Raw genomic sequence first — 16,222 nt, forward strand, 5'->3', positions numbered from 1 at the left:
CGTCTTCAGCGCTGGGTCCGCAGAGGAGATTCGAGATTCGTCGCCGACGTGCCGGGGACAACGCGCTTTTGACGCGGCGCGGCCAACGACGGTGCATGGACCTCGAAGGGAAGATAGACGCCGTCGTCGACGACCTCAGAGAGCGCGACGGCGTCGTCGTCGCGTTCTCCGGCGGCGTCGATTCGAGCGTCGTCGCCGCGCTCGCCCGGGACGCGCTCGGTGACGACGCGGTCGCCTGCACAGCCAAGAGCGAGACGCTACCGGCCGAGGAACTCGACGATGCGAAGCGCGTCGCCGAGGAGATCGGCATCCGGCACGAGCTCGTCTCCTTTTCGGAACTCGACAACCCCGACTTCGTCGCCAACGACGGCGAGCGGTGTTACCACTGCCGGACGATGCGCCTCGGCAAGATGTACGAGACGGCCCGCGACCTCGGAATCGGCACCGTCTGCGACGGAACGAACGCCTCCGACCCCGGCGAGGGACACCGACCCGGCCTCCGCGCGGTGAAGGAGTTGGAGGTGTTCTCGCCGCTTCTGGCCCACGACATCACGAAGGCGGAGGTCAGAGAGATCGCCGACCGCTACGGGCTTTCGGTCGCGGACAAACCGTCGATGGCCTGCCTCTCCTCGCGGATTCCGACCGGTCTCGAAGTGACCGAAGAACGGCTGACTCGCGTCGAGAAGGCCGAGCAACTGCTGCGAACGTGGGGGTTCTCGCAGTTCCGCGTCCGCGACCACGACGGCCTCGCGCGCATCGAAGTCGCCGAAGAAGAGTTGGAGCGGGCGCTCGACGCCGACTTCGTCCGCGCGGCCCGCGACCACCTCTCCGAGGTCGGCTTCGACCACGTGACGCTCGACCTCCACGGCTACGCCACCGGGAGCGTCAGTCCGGCGAACGACACGTACGGTAAGAACGACGCGAGAGACGGGGAGGAGAGCGAGCCGGTCGTCGCCGACGTGTTCGCGCAGGAGTACCCCGTCGGCGAGGACGACTGACCACAAACGTCGATAGTCGAAGACGGGCGAGCGAGACGCTACGGAGAGAAAATAGCGAGCAGGCGGCCCTCGGTCAGTGTCAATCGGTCTCGGAGCGGTCGGCCGCGCAGCCGCCTCGACTCGCCCCGAGTCAGTCGTCAGCGCATGGGGGCGACTGGTCCCGTCATCGCTGATAAACGCTCGGAGCGGTCGCTGCCGATGAGGAGTGAGAGACGGCACAGAGACGGAACGAAGCTGACGCTAGTTCCCGGTCCAGCGGAGCAGCGCGAGCGTCCCCTCGAACAGGAATATCATCGTCACGGCGACGATGATGGGTGCCATCCCCGTCGGGTCCGGCGTCGCGATGAAGGAGATGCCGGCGAACGCCCCCCAGAAGAGGAGACGCTTGTCCTCCATCCAGAGGCGGGTGACGAGGTTCATCATCACCGCGAGCATGATGAACAGCGGAATCTGGAACACGACGGACATGTACGCCGTCAGCAGGACGATGAGGTTGAACGTGTCCTTCAGCGCGAAGGCGACCTCGACGGCTCTCGTCGTGTACACCGTGAAGTAGTCGAAGACGAACGGGAGGACGAGGAAGTGCGAGAACGCCGCGCCGACAACTGCGAGAACGAGGCTCGTCGGGATGGCGGCGAGGTAGTAGCGGCGTTCGCGAGGGTAGAGTCCGGGCCGCATGAACCGATACGTCTCGTAGACGAAGATGGGGAGGCCGACGATGACGCCGGCGAGACCGGCGACCTTCAGTTCCGTGAGGATGAGTTCGAGCGGACCGTAGACGTGCGGGCGGTTCGACGCGGGGTCGGGGATGTACGACGCCCACAGGTAGTTGATGAGGTCGGCGCCGAGCGGGTAGGCGAGGAGCGTCGCGATGCCGCCGAAGAGGAAGACGACGCCGAGGCGGCGCATCATCTCCTCGATGTGCTCCGTGAGCGGCATCTCCTGGTCCGACGCCGGACCGTCGCCGAACAGGCCGCCGTCGTCGGCCGTTTCGTCGGGCGCGGGGGCGACGACGTCGTCGGATTCGGGTGTCGCGACGTCGGCGTCAGCCGTCTCTGCCGACTCGACAGTCGAATCCGTGGACACCTCGGAGAAACCGGGCGTCGAGTTCGCTTCCTCGCCCATTCACCTCCACTACGGCGCGGTGGCGTTATAGGCCTTTTTCATCTGCGCGTCCGCGCGACGGTGAGAAAAGATTGATAACCGCAAGAGGGTTTCCTACACCTATGTCCAGCGCGCTCGACGAGGATACCCGCCAGACGCTCGACGCGGGGCGGGAGACGGCCGGCGCGATGTTGCGCTCGGCCCAGAAAGACCTCCAGAAGGTCTTCATCGTCTTTCTTATCGGGTTTCTCGGGACGTTCTACGCGCTCCAGCTGTGGGTCTGGGAGTTTCTGAAGAACGTCACCGAAGCGCAGATGAACGCGGCGACGGCCGAGAACGTCCGTTTCATCGCGCAGACGCCGTTCGACGTCATCCTCCTCCAGGGAAAGATAAGCATCGTCGCCGGCATCATCGTCGCGTTACCCATCTTCATCTACTTCTCCCGCGACGCGCTCAGAGAGCGCGATATGTGGCCGCAGTCGCCGGTGAAGCCGTGGAAAATCGTCGTCATCGGTCTCATGGCGGCGGTACTGTTCTTCGCCGGCTTGGTGTACGGCTACTCGCTGTTCTTCCCGCTGATGTTCAAGTTCCTGGCGAACAACGCCATCTCCGTCGGCTTCTCGCCGCGGTACTCCATCGTGAAGTGGGCGCAGTTCATCTTCCTGCTCACGCTCTCGTTCGGCTTCGCCGCGCAGATGCCGCTGGCCATCACGGGACTCTCGTACAGCGGTATCGTCAAGTACGAGACGTTCCGCGACAAGTGGCGCCACGCCGTCGTCCTCATCTTCGTCTTCGGCGCGTTCTTCTCGCCGCCGGACCCCTTCACCCAGATCATGTGGGCGGTGCCGCTCCTGGTGCTCTACGGGGCGAGCCTCTACCTCGCGAAGGTCGTCGTCACCGCCAAGCGGGGCAGCCAGCAGATAAACCTCGGGCGGACCGTCCGCACCCAGTGGAACGTCGTCCTCGGGTTCATCGCGCTGTTCGCCGGGTCGGTGTACGCCTTCTACGCCTACGGCGGCGTCGGACAGGTGAACCGGGGCCTCGCGTGGCTCGGCAGCAGTTATCGAGTGGTGCCGGTCGCGAATCAACTCCCGTACGGAGCGGAGACGACCGTTCTCGTCTACTCGGCCGCCGCGGGCGTCGTCGGCCTGCTGCTCGGCCTGTTCTACGGCATCTACCGCGACATCGAAGCGACCGCCGGTTCGCAGGTCGGCGGGCAGACGGGCGACCCCGCGGCCATCGACCTCACCGAACTCGACGCGGCGGGCGTCCGCGCCGCACCGCCGGAAGCGTTCGCCGGCCTCACCGAAGAAGAGGCGATGGGCTACGCCGGCGCCGCCATCGACGACGGCGACAACGCGAAGGCGCAGGCCATCCTCGACCGCTTCGACGAGGCCGAGGAGAGCCGCGACGACGAGTCGGAGTCCGAGGGTCAAACGAGCGTCCCCGGCGTCGACGACGACGTCGGCGACAGGGCCTCCAGGGCCAGCGGGACGCTGCTGGAGGGGCTCACCGACGGCGAACGCGACGAGGACGACATCGGCGGCTACTACAAGGACCTCGCGTTCATCGTCGACAGCCTCCGCTCGCGGTCGTTCGTCCTCATCGGCTGGTTCATGCTCGTCCTCGCCGGAACGTTCGCGTGGCTGTACAGCGGCGGTATCGGCGACATCTACGAGGGTTTCCTCTCGCAGATGCCCGCCGCGTTCGACATCGAACAGGTGAACGTCATCACGCTGCACCCCGTCGAGGCGCTCATCTTCGAGGTGAAGTTCTCGACGCTCGTCGCCGTCATCGCCACGCTGCCGCTCCTAGCGTACTTCGCGTGGCCCGCCCTCCGCGAACGGAACTTCGTCCGCGGCCACCGCGGCGTCATCTTCGGGTGGGCCGGCGTGCTGCTCGTGGGCCTGCTCGGCGGCCTCTACCTCGGCTACATCTACGTCGCCCCGGCGGTCATCTCGTATCTGGCCGCCGACGCGCTGGCGGCGAACGTCGTCATCAGCTACCAGATCACGGACTTCTTCTGGCTCATCTTCTTCACCACCGCCGGCATCGGCATCCTCGCCGACATCCCCGTACTGATGGTGCTTCTCAACACCATCGGCATCTCCTACCGCCGGATGCGCGGGCGCTGGCGGGAGGTCACGGTGGCGATTCTCACCATCGCGGCGCTGTTCACCCCCGCGGACGTCATCACGATGTTCATGGTGACGATTCCGCTGATGGTCGCCTACGGCGTCGGCATCGGCGTCCTGTTCGTGCTGACGCTCGGCGGGCGGCGCGACCTCGCACCCGCGCCCGGGACGACCGACGCCTGAACGACCGACGAACTGAGTCGCCGGGGGTGTCAGGCAAAGATCGCCGCTGCAGCCCGATTTTGTCGTGAATTTCGGCGGGAAACTGTAACACGTAAGTGGCCGCCTTCGATATGGCGGGTATGGCCAAGATAAGCGTCGAAGTCCCCGACGAGTTGCTCGCGGACCTCGACGAACACGTCGGCGACGACAGGAAGTTCGTCAACCGGAGCGACGCCATCCGGGCGTCGATTCGCAAGACGCTGGACCTCCTCGACGAGATAGACGACCGACACGGGCGGTTGGACGACGAAGTCCGCGGAGGCGGCGACGGAAACGACGACACCGACGGCGGCCGCGGCGACAGCGACGGCGACAGCGAGGACGACCGTGCGTGAGTCGCGCTTGGCGACGGGCGAGGTGGCGCTCGTCGGCCTCTTCGTCACGGCGCTCGTCACCGCGCAACTGACCGCGGCGAAGCTACTCGCGTTCGACCTGCCGCTGTCGCTGCCGGTCGTCGGCGACGGCCTCGCGCTCCCCGGTGCGGCGCTGGCGTACGCGCTGACGTTCTTCGCCTCCGACTGCTACTCGGAACTCTACGGCAGAGAGGCGGCCCAGCGGATGGTGAACGTCGGTTTCGGGATGAACCTCGTCGTGCTCGCGTTGGTCGCCGGGACCATCGCCGCGCCCGCGCTCGACCCGACGTTCAGCGAGCAGTTCGCGGCCGTGCTCGCCCCGAGCGCGAACATCGTCCTCGGCAGCCTTGTCGCCTACCTCGTCAGCCAGAACTGGGACGTACTCGTCTTCCACCGCATCCGTGAGGCGACTGGTGGCGACCACCTGTGGCTCCGCAACGTCGCGTCGACGGCGACGAGCCAAGCGCTCGACACGGTGTTGTTCGTCACCGTCGGCTTCCTCGTCGCGCCGGCGGTGTTCGGCATCGGGGAGGCGACGCCGGTCCCCGTCGTCGTCTCGCTCGTCGTCGGTCAGTACCTCCTGAAACTGCTCATCGCCGTCGCGGACACGCCGTTCGTCTACGCCGTCGTCGGACTGCTCCGGCGGTCGGGCGACGACGAGAACCGGCGACCCGCCGCGTAGACGGCGCCGAACGACGGGAGCGAGAGTGTCCGACTACCGAGACACTCCGGCTGCCGTGAATTGGACTTATCGCTCCCAGTAGCTAACGTGAGTCATGAGTTCCGCGCGTCGTATCCGTCTCACCGAGAGCGACTGGATGGAGGGTGGCATCAACTGTCCGAACTGCGACCGGTACCTCCCGTTCGGCGATATCGTCGCCGTCGGTCGATGCGGCGGACGCGTCCGGCCCGACGAGGCGTGTCGGACCGAGTTGGCGCTCGACGTCGTCGTTCGGTGAGTCGCGTCTACGCGACCGCCGAAGAGAACGAGACGACGCGCCGCTTCAAGCGGCGTCGACGCGCTCGGCGAAGCCGAACTTCGGTTTGACGTCGGTGACGCGCACGCGGACCGTCTCGCCTTCCTCCGCACCGGAGACGAAGAGCGTAAAGCCCTCGACGCGGCCGATGCCGTCGCCTTCGTTTCCGGTGTCCGTGATTTCGAGGTCGAGTTCGTCGCCGACGGCGACGGGCGCGGTGATGCGACCCTTGGCGACGAGGTAGAGTTCGGAGGACTGCTTGCGAGAGGCCTCGGGGCGAACCTCGCGGACGTACTGGAACTCGGGTTCGATGTCGTCTTTGAGGTCCTGGAGGTCCTGGCCGTCGAACACCTTCACGACGAGGTCGCCGCCGGCGTCGAGGACGTCCATCGCCACCTCGAACGCCTGCCGGGCGAGGTAGACCGAGCGGGCGTGGTCCAGCGAGTACTCGCCGGTCATGTTCGGGGCCATGTCGGAGATGACGACGTCCGCACCGTCCTCGCCGACGAGGTCGAGGAGCGTCTCCTTCGTCTCCTCGTCGGTCATGTCGCCGCGAATCGTCTCGACGTTGTCCGCCTCTAACGACTTGATTCGCTGGAGGTCGACGCCGACGACGGTGCCCTCGGGGCCGACTTCCTCGGCGGCGACTTGGAGCCACCCGCCGGGAGCGGCGCCCAAGTCGACGACCGACGCGCCTCGGTGGAGGAGGTTCGCCGTCTCGTCGAGCTGCTGGAGTTTGTACGCCGAGCGGGCGCGGTAGCCCTCCTGCTTGGCCCGGTTGTAGTATTCGTCTTTGCGCGCCATTTCCCGGAGATTGCGCGCGAAGCCGAAAAACGCCTTCGTTCGGGGGCGAAGGCGTTTCTCACCGGTCACTCGACGCGGAGTTCGCCGTCCTCGGGGACGTCGTCGGCGTCCCACGCGATGGAGAAGTCGACGCGTTCGCGGGGCTCCCGTCGTCTCGGCGGTCCAGTTCGTCCGCGAACTCGCGGAGGTACGCAGCGACTTCCGCACGCGACAACTGCCGCGACGTTTCGAGCTCTACCACAGTTCACAGAACGCACAGCAGAGGGACTGGCAGTTCGACTGTTTGCGTACGCAGGCGTGACGCGGAGGTTCCGGCGGACGCGAGCGGCGTTTCGGAGAGCCGCGTGAACGGTGAAAACCACCCGACTCGTCGGGGCCTCATGCGCGCACGCGCACGCACTAAACCACGGGTATTTTTAATACCCCTCTCGTAGGTCGCCACATATGTTCCAGGCCATCGTGAGCGCGTCGACGCTCCGGGACGCGCTCGATTCGGTGAGCGTGTTGGTCGACGAGTGTAAGATTCGACTCAACGAGGACGAACTCGCAATTCGAGCCGTCGACCCCGCGAACGTGGGGATGGTCGACCTCTCGCTCGACGCCGCGGCGTTCGAGTCCTACGAAGCAGACGGCGGCGTCATCGGCGTCAACCTCTCGCGACTGGAGGATATCGCGGGGATGGCGAACACCGGCGACCTCGTCCACCTCGAACTCGACGAGGAGACGCGAAAGCTTCACATCCAGATAGAGGGCCTCTCCTACACGCTCGCGCTCATCGACCCCGACTCCATCCGGCAGGAGCCGGACATCCCGGACCTCGACCTCCCGGCGACCATCGTCGTCGAAGGCACCCACCTCGACCGCGGTATCAAAGCCGCCGACATGGTGTCTGACCACATCGGTCTCCGCGTCGACGAGGACGCCGAGACGTTCCACATCGAAGCCGAGGGCGACACCGACGACGTCGACCTCGAACTCGGCCGCGACGACCTCATCGACCTCGTCGCCGGTCCCGCCGACTCGCTGTTCAGCCTCGACTACCTCAAGGACATGAACAAGGCGATTCCCTCCGACGCCGAGGTCACCGTCGAACTCGGCGAGGAGTTCCCCGTCAAACTTCACTACGAGTTCGGCGAGGGAATGGGCCACGTGACGTACATGCTGGCCCCGCGCATCCAGAGCGACTGAGTCGCTGCCGCCGTTCTCTCCTTTCGTCTGCGGTTCTCGTAGGTATCTCACCGGTCACGGTCGGCTGCCCTCGTCACCGCCGTCGGTCTCGCCCAGCGCCCCGTCCCTCTCGTCGATGTCGACCGGTGCGCGGAGATTCGCCCGAGCGATGCCGACGAGGATGACCAGAATCGGCAGCAAGAGCAGCGCGCCCGCGACGAACGGCGACCAGTAGGTGAACACGTACAGCGCCGCCATCGCGGGCGGGCCGACGGTTCGGCCCAAACTACCGGCACCTTGCGTGACGCCGAAGGCGCTACCTTGTGTCTCGGCGCTCGTCGCCTTCGAGACGAGTGTCGTCAGCGCGACGTTCAACAGGCTGTTGCCGAGCGACAGCAGCGCGAGGACGACGAGCAGCGCCAGGAGCGCGGGCGTGAGATACGCCGGGGCGTCGACGGTCGGAACCGAAAACAGCGCCCCGAGCTGCGGCGAGAACGGAATCGCCGCGAGCGCGACGAGCAGAACCACCGCCCCGGCGACGGCGAGGGACGAGTCGCGGTAGCGCCGCGAGAGACGCCCGACGAGGAGCCCCTGATTGAACACGCCCAACACGCCGATGTAGGTGAGAAGCAGCGCCGTCTGCGTCTCACGGTAGCCGTAGACGTCGGCCGCGAAGGGGATGAACATCACCTGGACCCCCGAGAACGCGACGGAGACGAGAAAGAAGGAGACGACGAGGCCCCCGAGGTCGGGGTCGTCGAGCGCGTCGGCGAACTGCGAGACGAGCGTCGTCCGCGGAGCGGTGCCGCGCGTCCGCGCCGGTTCTTCGAGGAACAGCGCCGCGAATCCGAGACTGAGGAGGCTGAGTCCGGCGGCGGCGAAACTCGGCAGCGAGAACGGCGTCGCGGGGACGAACGCCGGAAACACGTCGCGGGCGACGGCGACGACGGCGTCGCTGGCGAACAGCCCCCCGATGGCGGGGCCGAAGACGAACCCGAGCGCGAACGACGCGCCGACGAGCCCCAGCGCCTCGGCGCGTCTGTCGGCGGGCGTGATGTCGGCGACGTACGCCTGCGCGGCGGCGATGTTGCCGCCCATCGCCCCGGCGAGCATCCGCGAGACGAACAGCACGGCGACGCCGGCCGTGAGGCCGAAGGCGGCCGAGAACTCCGCGGCGAGACCGAAGATGGTCCACGCGACGGCGCTTCCGGCGAGCGAGAGCATGATGACCGGACGCCGGCCCCGTCGGTCGGAGAGACGACCGAGAAACGGCGCGAAGCCGAACTGCAGCAGCGAGTAGGAGGCGGCGAGCAGGCCGATGAACACGTCGCTGACGCCGAAGCTCCGGACGTAGAAGGGGAGGATGGGGATGACGACCCCGAAGCCGAGGAGGTCGACGAAGACGACGGCGACGACGATGGCGAGCGCCCGTCGCGGGTTCCGCACGGCGTCTGTCGCCGTCGCTGCGCGAGGCGTACTCATTTGGAGAGAGGAGGCGGTCTGCGGGCCTAACTCTATCGCGGCCGCGTGGTCGTGAGGAGGAGAAGGCGAGGGAGTGGCGGCGGGTATGACTCAGTTGTGCCGGTCGATGACGCGCTTTGCGGCTTGGGCCTTCTCCTTCCAGCCGTAGCCCGCCTCGTAGACGTGGCGCTTGCTCTCGACGAGCTGTTCGGGCGAGGCCTCCTCGAAGCCGCCGCGGGCCCACGTGCCGCTGTCGCGGAGCCACGCGACGACGTTCTCCTTCGTCTCGGCCCACGAGAGCCCGACCATCTCGTACCAGGCGACCATGGCGAAGACGGCGTTGTCGTGGCAGCCGGGGTAGCTCCCTCTTCTGTAGAGGGTTCTCATCGGCTCCCGGGTCGGCTCGGAGACCATCTCCTTGTACTCGGCGGCGGTGAGCAGTTCGAGGCGGCCGTCGTCCTCCTGCAGCCGCTCGTCGTACTTCAGACGGTCGAGCGCGGCGACGTGCAGCGGTCCCCACTCGCCGTGGACGGCGTCGGGGAGGCTCTCCTCGTGTTTCGGGCCGGCCGAGAGCAGCGAGACGATGTCGGTGTACGCTTTCTCCACCTCGGGCCACGCGGTGCCCTCGAAGCGGCAGTCGGCGTCGTGCAGGCTGTTGGTGGTGAGACAGCCCGGACAGGGGTAGTCGAAGCGTGGCACGGTCTGGAGGTGGTTTTCGTCGAGTCGTCTTAGGTTTCGCGGTTGTGGGTTTTGGCGGAGGGACTGCGAGGCGGGGCGGAGTCGAATCTCGTGGGGTCGAACGAAATCGGTGGGTCGAGCGAAATCAGAGAACCGGGCGAAATTCGAGAATCAAGCGAAAACCCGGGAGTCGGGCGAAATCCGGGAACCGAGCGAAATCCGAGAGCCGAGCGAAATCCGAGAGCCGAGCGAAATCTGAGAGCCGAGCGAAATCCGGGAGTCGAATCCGACTGCCGGGCACACCGAGACACCTCACCCTCCCCAACCGACTCGCTCACTCCGTTCGCTCGCCCCTCGCACGAGGAGGCGCGTTCACGCAGGAACGCCCCGGCGCGCGCCGGAGCGCCGTCTCGTCGGCGCGAGAGATGCGCGAGGGAGCCGCCCGCGTTCGTGCGGGCGGCGAGGGTGGGGAGGGCCGAGGCGAGTGGTGGCGGTGCGGTCTCTCGGTGTGTCGGCAGCAGAAGCCATCCATCGGTCGTCTGACCCGAACCGTGCACTCGGCCTTCTGAACCGGACCTCGCTCTCGACCTTTTTGTGGGGCGTCCCGAAATCGCCCCTCACGGCCTGGAGTCCGTAACAATCGACTCCGAACTACCGCAATCGTTGATGCGGAATTATCAGTAACGTGATGTTTTTCCGTGTCGACGCTTCAGAGACAGTCGCTATGAGAGGTCAGCACACCGGCCGAAACTACCTGGGCATGGAACTCGACGGATGGCCGGCGACCGAACTGCTGGACGACGAACTGCTCGAACGCGGATATCTCGCCGACGGCGGCCGACGGTCCGACGCTGGTCTCTCGGAGTAACTTCCGACTGGTTTTCGCCGGAGCCGACGTTTCGGCCGCGAATCACCGCCCTGCCGAACCGAACTTACGAACCGCCACCAACCGCCGTATTTATCCATACCCACCGGAAACCGTACGCTCCATGAACGCGCGCCACGCCCGCTACCCGTTCTTCGCGGCCGCGAGAGAGGCCGTCGGCCAGTCGGACGTGGCGCTCGGCGAACTCGTCACGACCGACGACCCCGCCGTTTCTCGTGCGCTGGAACGCGTCGAGCGCGCGCTGATGGCCGGCACCGTCGAGAGCGAGACCCCCGGCGAGTGGTCCGCCCGCGACGAACTGCTCTCCTACCCCGTCGCGCGCATCCTCGTCTCGCTCATCGACGCGCCCGCCGCGGTTCGCAAGTACGCCCAGGCCGAGGCGGCGACGGCGTACGACCGGTTCACCGACGACTTCGAGACGAGCGACGACGGCCTCAAAAGCACGGGAGCGAGAACTGTCGAACTCGACGACTTCCTCACGGAGTTCGAGTTGACCGACGCCGTGCGACCCGAAGGCGACGCGCAGGCGACCGGACCGACTCGCAAGGACGACGGTTACCGCGTCGCGCTCGGCACATATCTCACCCTCTCCGAGCCCGGTTGGGGCGAGAGCTGGCGACTGGTCAACCGCGAGGTCGCGGACGGCGAGGTGCGGATCACCCGCGAGGAGCTGTACGAACTGCTCCGCGAGGCGGTCCGCCGACGAGTGGCCGAGGGGCTCCCGTTCGTCGTCGGCGACGACGCCGTCGCCGAGGCGCTGGACGCCGAAGTCGACTCGCTCCGCGGCCTGTTGGCCGACCGGAAACCCGTCGGGCGCATCGACACCGTCGTCCCCGAACTGTTCCCGCCCTGCATGAAACACCTCCTCGAACGAACCCGCCGTGGAGCCGAGTTAGCCCCCCACTCGCGGTTCGCGCTCACCGCCTTCCTCACGGGCATCGGGATGGACACCGACGAAATCGTCGCCGTCTACCGCGAGTCGGCGCTCGACGAGGAGGAGATACGGTACCAGACCGAGTACCTGCGCGACGAGGCGGGCACGCAGTACGCTCCGCCGTCGTGTGCGACCATGGTCGCCTACGGCGACTGCGTGAACAAGGACGAGCGCTGCGAGACCATCACGCACCCGCTGGCGTACTACGCCAGAGCGCTCGACGACGAGGGCGAACGCGGCGCGAACGCCGCCGACTGAACCCTCTCGGTCGAGAGGGGGAACGGGAGCGGGAGCCGGCGCTCACCGCGAGAGAAAGACGCCGACGATAGCCATCAGCACGACGAACAGCGCGATGCTGGCGACGAGCGCGAGCCCACCGGTTGGGCCGAGGTTCGACCCGCCGTACGACGTCCCAATGTAGACGGTGGCGGCGATGAAGAGGCTGACAGCGACAACGGAGACGACGATTTCACGCAGCGTCTCCCCATCGAGTTCCATAGCACCGGCTTCCCGCGAACGGAGTAAAACATCTTCGATGCCGCGTTGTCGGAGCGGACGGACGTCGCCGGATTCTCGCTCGGCTCACCGGTCGTCGGCAGCCCCGAGACACGTCCAAATACCGATACATATCTTGTCCTTAGGTTGCGGAATTTAAGAACCCCATTTTGCCGAATTTGCGCGTTTCGAACACCCGAGCCGAAGGTTTAGGTGTCTTCGGACCCTCTCTATTGATACGGGGAGTGCCGCCCACGCCCCGGTGAAATTATGACGCACTCACGAAACGCATCCGCGTCATCCGCGACCCGGAAGACCACGCTGCCGGCCGACGGTTACGAGGGCCGATCGCTTCGCGCCCGCGCAGACCCAATGGCCGTCCGACCGCTCAGAGACCGCCGCTACGTCGTCGAGACCGACAGCGGGACGTACGTCGTCGACCTCGAAGACCGCTCGTGTACCTGCCCCGACTACGCCATCCGCGGCGCGCGCTGCAAGCACCTGCGCCGCGTCGCCATCGAGGTGAACGAGCGACGCCAACCCGCGCCGACCGAGCGACGCTCCGTCTGCGCGGTCTGCGGCCGCGTCGTGTTCGTCCCGTTCGAGGCGACCGGTCCGCAGCTCTGCACCGACCACGACTTCGAGAGCGGCGAGTTCGTCCGCGACCGCGAGAGCGGGTCGGCGCTCGTCGTCACCAACGTCGTCCACCGCCGCGCCGACGACGTCGTCGTCGAGGACGGCACCGGCCGCACCGTCGCCGACTACGAGACCAACGCGGAGTACGGCGACCACGAACCGGTCGTCGAGGCGGTCTACCTCGGCTCGGTCCGCGCCGTCGACGGCGAACTGACGTTCGACCGCGCACGGCGCTACAGTTTCCCGGCGTCGCGCCTCCGCCACGTCGACCGTGAACGCGGCGAGCGACCGCGACCCGACGGGTTCCAGTCGCAGTTGCCGCTGGCGGAAGCGTAGCTGCGTTTACAGCGCGACTTCCGTATTCAGTCGTCCCTGACCGAACAGAACCACGGGTGTTCCCCCACTCGTCGAAATAGTCGAGTCCAGCGAGACACTGGCGGTACCTGCTCCGTCAGCGGTCGCACGAGTTGCGATCGAGCGCCGTCGGGCAGCCACTCGCCTCGTAGAACGACACCGGTCCGTATCCCAGACCGACCCCGTCGATTCCGATTTTCTTGCAAACCCGTCCGTTCTCGTCCCACGTGATGGTGTGCCACGTCTCGTCCTCCGGAAGACGGACGGCCATCCGATAGGACCGCGCCGACCGTGGCCAGTCGCACGGCAGATGAATCTGTTCGCCCGGTCGTAAGTTGACCGTCGAGCGAAAAACCGTCTCGCCGTTCGCATCCAGCCGAAGGTCTACGCTGACCGACTCCGACCGTCGATTGCTGACTCGGACGTCGTAGAGACGAGTGCGGAGGAGCAGCGAGCCCAAACCGAGTAGTCCGGCGCTACCGATGACGCCGCCCGCTTTGAGAACGGTTCGTCGCTTGGGCATACGGAGATAATACAGTAATCTACCGCTGAATCAGATAACGATTGTGACTTGTCGAAACGGTTTCGTTTCGCCGACGGTTGAGAGAAAGGTGCGCCGAGAGAACTCGTCGTGCTGTCGAGCCGAAAGCGACAGCGACGAGGGAGAGAGAACGAGAAGAGAACCCCGATTGCGTCGAGCAACCCCGAATCAGGACTCCACGTCGCCGAGCGTCGTCTTCGCCGACTCGCCGACGAACTCCGCAAAGTCCTCGCCGTCGGCCAGCGCCGTCTCCTTCTTCACCCGGTAGTTGCCGCCGTCGGTGACGTAGAGGTCGCCGGGGTGAAAGAAGTACCAGTCCTCGCGGTCGAAGCGGACGGCGATGCGGGCTTTCGCGCCGAAGTTCCGCGCGAAGAAGATGAGCGCCTCGACCTCTTCGCCGGTGAGATAGATGGGGTCGCTCGCGCTCGACTTCGCCTCGATAGCGTAGAACCGGTCGCCGTTACCGGCGAGCACGTCGGGGAGTTCGCGGGTCGTCGCACCGCCGCTGGCGGGCGCGCGCATCACCGCGAACCCCGCCTCGTCGAGTTTGTTGACGAGTTCGCGTTCGCGACGGTCACCTTTCGCGTTGGACATACTGTGTTCTGTGTGTAATCCACCTAAAAAGGCTACGTCCGTCGCGTCAGGTCGGCGACGGGGTCGGCGTCGTCGCCGAGGACCGCGCCGACGACGGCGAAGGCGACGCCGAGGGCGAACCAGGCGATGGCGAGAACCGAGACGCCGAGGGCGACGTTCGCGAGACTGGCGAGCATGAAGAGTGCGATCGGTAAGGTGAACTCCTCGTCGACGTTCATGTCCGGGCGTTCCCGAGTACTCCTATAGGCCTTCTGTCTGGAGACCGTGTTCCGAACTGAAGGGTCAGAGTGATGGTGGCAGCGTCACAGCGGTACGATATGTCCGAGGGTACGAACGGGGCCGGCCGGACGGAGGCGTGGCAGTTCGAGGCGATGTTCGACGACCCGACCTCGTTCATCGGCGTGTTGACGCCGGACGGGCGACTCCGTCGGGTCAACGAGACGGCGCTGTCGTTCGGCGGAGTCGACACGGCGGCCGTAACCGACGTGCCGTTCTGGGAGACGCCGTGGTGGGCGCACGACGAGGAGCAGGCGTCGGAGCTGAAGACGTCCGTCGAGCGGGCCGCGGACGGCGAGTTCGTTCGGTTCGAGGCGACGAACGTCGGCGACGACGGCGAGCGGGTACACCTCGACGTCTCGCTGCAACCGGTTCGAGACGACGCCGACGAGGTGGTCTCGGTGGTCGTACAGGGCAGAGATATCACCGACCGCGTCCACGCTCAACGGGCGCTGGAAGAGCGACAGGCGACGATAGAGACGCTTCACGACGTGGCGAGCGACCTCGAAGCCAGCGACACCCAGGCGGCGGTGTACGAGCGGACGGTGACCGCCGCCGAGGAGGTACTGGAGTTCGAGCGGTGCTCCGTCGGCGTCCTCGAGGACGGCCTCATCGTCCCGCAGGTACAGTCGTCCGAGTCGATGGGCGACGACACGCGCCCGCGGCGTCCCGGCGAGGGACTGGTCGGGAAGACGCTCCGAACGGGCGAGTCGTATCTGGTCCGCGACGTCGCGTCCCACGCGGACGCCGACCCGACGAAGGAGTCGTTTCGCTCGGGCATGAGCATCCCCTTCGGCGACGGCGCGGTGTTCCAAGCCGTCGCGACTGAACCGGACTCGTTCGACGAGTCGGACCTCGAACTGGCGGAGTTGCTGCTCTCGCACGCCTCCGAGGCGCTCGCGCGTATCGAGACGGAGGCGACGCTCCGCCGGCAGAACGAGCGCCTCGACGAGTTCGCCTCCGTCGTCGCACACGACCTCAGAAACCCGCTGAACGTCGTCGCCGGCAACGTCGAACTCGTCCGGAAGACGGGCGACGTGGACCGGTTGGACGCCGCTACGCGGGCCATCCAGCGGATGGAGAGCCTGCTCTCGGGGCTGTTGGAGCTCGCGCGAGCCGGGAAAGTCGTCGGCGAGACCAGGCCGGTGTCGCTGTCGGAGGTCGCCGAGGCGGCGTGGTTCGGCGTCGACGCGCCCGAGACGACGCTGTCGATAGAGACGGACCTCACCGTCGCAGCCGACGAGTCGCGCCTCAGACAGGTGCTGGAGAATCTGTTTCGGAACGCTGTAGAACACGGTTCTACGGGCAGTCAGGCGGAGCCTGACGACGCTGTCGAACACGGGAACTCCGCGGTGACGATAACGGTCGGCCGACTCGACGACCGACCGGGGTTTTTCGTCGCCGACGACGGCCCCGGAATCCCCCCGGAGAGTCGCGATTCGGTCCTCGAACGCGGCTTCTCGACGACCGATGGGGGCACCGGCTTCGGCCTCTCCATCGTCTCGACCATCGCCGAAGCCCACGGCTGGACGGTCACCGTGACGGAGAGCGAAACCGGCGGCGCGCGGTTCGAGTTTTCGGGCGTCCTCGCGGCGTGAAAAGCGACG

General features: G+C 66.5%; 16 protein-coding genes and 2 pseudogenes. 10 read left to right on the forward strand and 8 right to left on the reverse strand.

Going from position 1 to position 16,222, the window contains the following annotated elements; all coding sequences use genetic code 11:
• Positions 1–95: 95 nt before the first annotated feature.
• Complete coding sequence (gene larE / locus DV709_RS08135) at positions 96–998, forward strand: ATP-dependent sacrificial sulfur transferase LarE (RefSeq protein WP_117593508.1); 903 nt, start codon at positions 96–98, stop codon at positions 996–998.
• 240 nt (positions 999–1,238) lie between these two features.
• On the opposite strand, the pseudogene tatC (DV709_RS08140) reads toward larE, so the two are convergent.
• Positions 1,239–1,964: pseudogene (gene tatC, locus DV709_RS08140) on the reverse strand (twin-arginine translocase subunit TatC); the annotation flags it as partial.
• Positions 1,965–2,224: 260 nt separating this feature from the next.
• Between tatC (DV709_RS08140) and tatC (DV709_RS08145) the strand changes: the two are divergent.
• The 4 genes and pseudogenes from tatC (DV709_RS08145) to DV709_RS08160 all read left to right on the forward strand — a co-directional run bounded on the left by tatC (DV709_RS08145) (position 2,225) and on the right by DV709_RS08160 (position 5,771).
• On the forward strand, positions 2,225–4,420 hold the full coding sequence (tatC, locus tag DV709_RS08145; protein ID WP_117593512.1) for a twin-arginine translocase subunit TatC: 2,196 nt from the start codon (positions 2,225–2,227) through the stop codon (positions 4,418–4,420).
• A gap of 119 nt (positions 4,421–4,539) precedes the next feature.
• Positions 4,540–4,710 (forward strand): annotated as a pseudogene (locus tag DV709_RS08150) (ribbon-helix-helix domain-containing protein); the annotation flags it as partial.
• 76 nt (positions 4,711–4,786) lie between these two features.
• Entirely contained in the window at positions 4,787–5,494 is a 708-nt protein-coding gene (locus DV709_RS08155; protein ID WP_117593514.1) for a queuosine precursor transporter, read from the forward strand.
• Positions 5,495–5,588: 94 nt separating this feature from the next.
• Positions 5,589–5,771 (forward strand): hypothetical protein, encoded by a 183-nt coding sequence (locus tag DV709_RS08160; protein WP_117593516.1) that lies wholly within the window; start codon positions 5,589–5,591, stop codon positions 5,769–5,771.
• Between the two features lie 45 nt (positions 5,772–5,816).
• Here the strand turns inward: DV709_RS08160 and DV709_RS08165 are convergent, their stop codons facing one another.
• Positions 5,817–6,593, reverse strand: a complete 777-nt coding sequence (locus DV709_RS08165; RefSeq protein ID WP_117593518.1) for an RlmE family RNA methyltransferase — start codon at positions 6,591–6,593, stop codon at positions 5,817–5,819.
• Between the two features lie 444 nt (positions 6,594–7,037).
• Between DV709_RS08165 and DV709_RS08175 the strand changes: the two genes are divergently transcribed.
• Positions 7,038–7,781, forward strand: coding sequence for a DNA polymerase sliding clamp (locus DV709_RS08175; protein ID WP_117593522.1), 744 nt, complete (start codon positions 7,038–7,040; stop codon positions 7,779–7,781).
• Positions 7,782–7,835: 54 nt separating this feature from the next.
• On the opposite strand, the gene DV709_RS08180 is transcribed toward DV709_RS08175, so the two are convergent.
• Positions 7,836–9,242 carry an MFS transporter gene (locus tag DV709_RS08180; RefSeq protein WP_117593524.1) on the reverse strand — a complete coding sequence of 469 codons (1,407 nt, stop codon included), beginning with the start codon at positions 9,240–9,242 and terminating at the stop codon, positions 7,836–7,838.
• A gap of 90 nt (positions 9,243–9,332) precedes the next feature.
• Entirely contained in the window at positions 9,333–9,920 is a 588-nt protein-coding gene (locus tag DV709_RS08185) for a DUF7474 family protein (protein ID WP_117593526.1), read from the reverse strand.
• 703 nt (positions 9,921–10,623) lie between these two features.
• Here DV709_RS08185 and DV709_RS17700 point away from each other — a divergent pair.
• Positions 10,624–10,767: a hypothetical protein gene (locus tag DV709_RS17700; RefSeq protein ID WP_157972687.1), complete on the forward strand. Its 144-nt coding sequence runs from the start codon at positions 10,624–10,626 to the stop codon at positions 10,765–10,767.
• A gap of 121 nt (positions 10,768–10,888) precedes the next feature.
• Positions 10,889–11,977 (forward strand): DNA primase large subunit PriL, encoded by a 1,089-nt coding sequence (locus DV709_RS08190; protein WP_117593528.1) that lies wholly within the window; start codon positions 10,889–10,891, stop codon positions 11,975–11,977.
• Between the two features lie 42 nt (positions 11,978–12,019).
• On the opposite strand, the gene DV709_RS08195 is transcribed toward DV709_RS08190, so the two are convergent.
• On the reverse strand, positions 12,020–12,217 hold the full coding sequence (locus tag DV709_RS08195; protein ID WP_117593530.1) for a DUF7472 family protein: 198 nt from the start codon (positions 12,215–12,217) through the stop codon (positions 12,020–12,022).
• A 267-nt stretch (positions 12,218–12,484) separates the two neighbouring features.
• Here DV709_RS08195 and DV709_RS08200 point away from each other — a divergent pair, with 267 nt between their 5' ends.
• The gene (locus tag DV709_RS08200) at positions 12,485–13,186 is read left to right on the forward strand and encodes an SWIM zinc finger family protein (RefSeq protein WP_117593532.1); all 702 of its coding nucleotides are present in this window, start codon (positions 12,485–12,487) and stop codon (positions 13,184–13,186) included.
• Between the two features lie 115 nt (positions 13,187–13,301).
• Here the strand turns inward: DV709_RS08200 and DV709_RS08205 are convergent, their stop codons facing one another.
• The 3 genes from DV709_RS08205 to DV709_RS17705 form a co-directional block, all read right to left on the reverse strand.
• A complete protein-coding gene (locus DV709_RS08205) occupies positions 13,302–13,727 on the reverse strand; it encodes a hypothetical protein (RefSeq protein WP_117593534.1) in 426 nt (141 codons plus the stop codon).
• A gap of 186 nt (positions 13,728–13,913) precedes the next feature.
• The gene (gene hjc, locus DV709_RS08210; RefSeq protein WP_117593536.1) at positions 13,914–14,339 is read right to left on the reverse strand and encodes a Holliday junction resolvase Hjc; all 426 of its coding nucleotides are present in this window, start codon (positions 14,337–14,339) and stop codon (positions 13,914–13,916) included.
• 32 nt (positions 14,340–14,371) lie between these two features.
• A complete protein-coding gene (locus tag DV709_RS17705) occupies positions 14,372–14,557 on the reverse strand; it encodes a hypothetical protein (RefSeq protein WP_157972688.1) in 186 nt (61 codons plus the stop codon).
• A 99-nt stretch (positions 14,558–14,656) separates the two neighbouring features.
• Between DV709_RS17705 and DV709_RS08220 the strand changes: the two genes are divergently transcribed.
• Positions 14,657–16,213, forward strand: coding sequence for a sensor histidine kinase (locus tag DV709_RS08220; protein ID WP_198665665.1), 1,557 nt, complete (start codon positions 14,657–14,659; stop codon positions 16,211–16,213).
• Positions 16,214–16,222 lie beyond the last annotated feature (9 nt).

It is taken from the genome of Haloprofundus halophilus, from assembly GCF_003439925.1.
GTDB classification, from domain to species: domain Archaea; phylum Halobacteriota; class Halobacteria; order Halobacteriales; family Haloferacaceae; genus Haloprofundus; species Haloprofundus halophilus.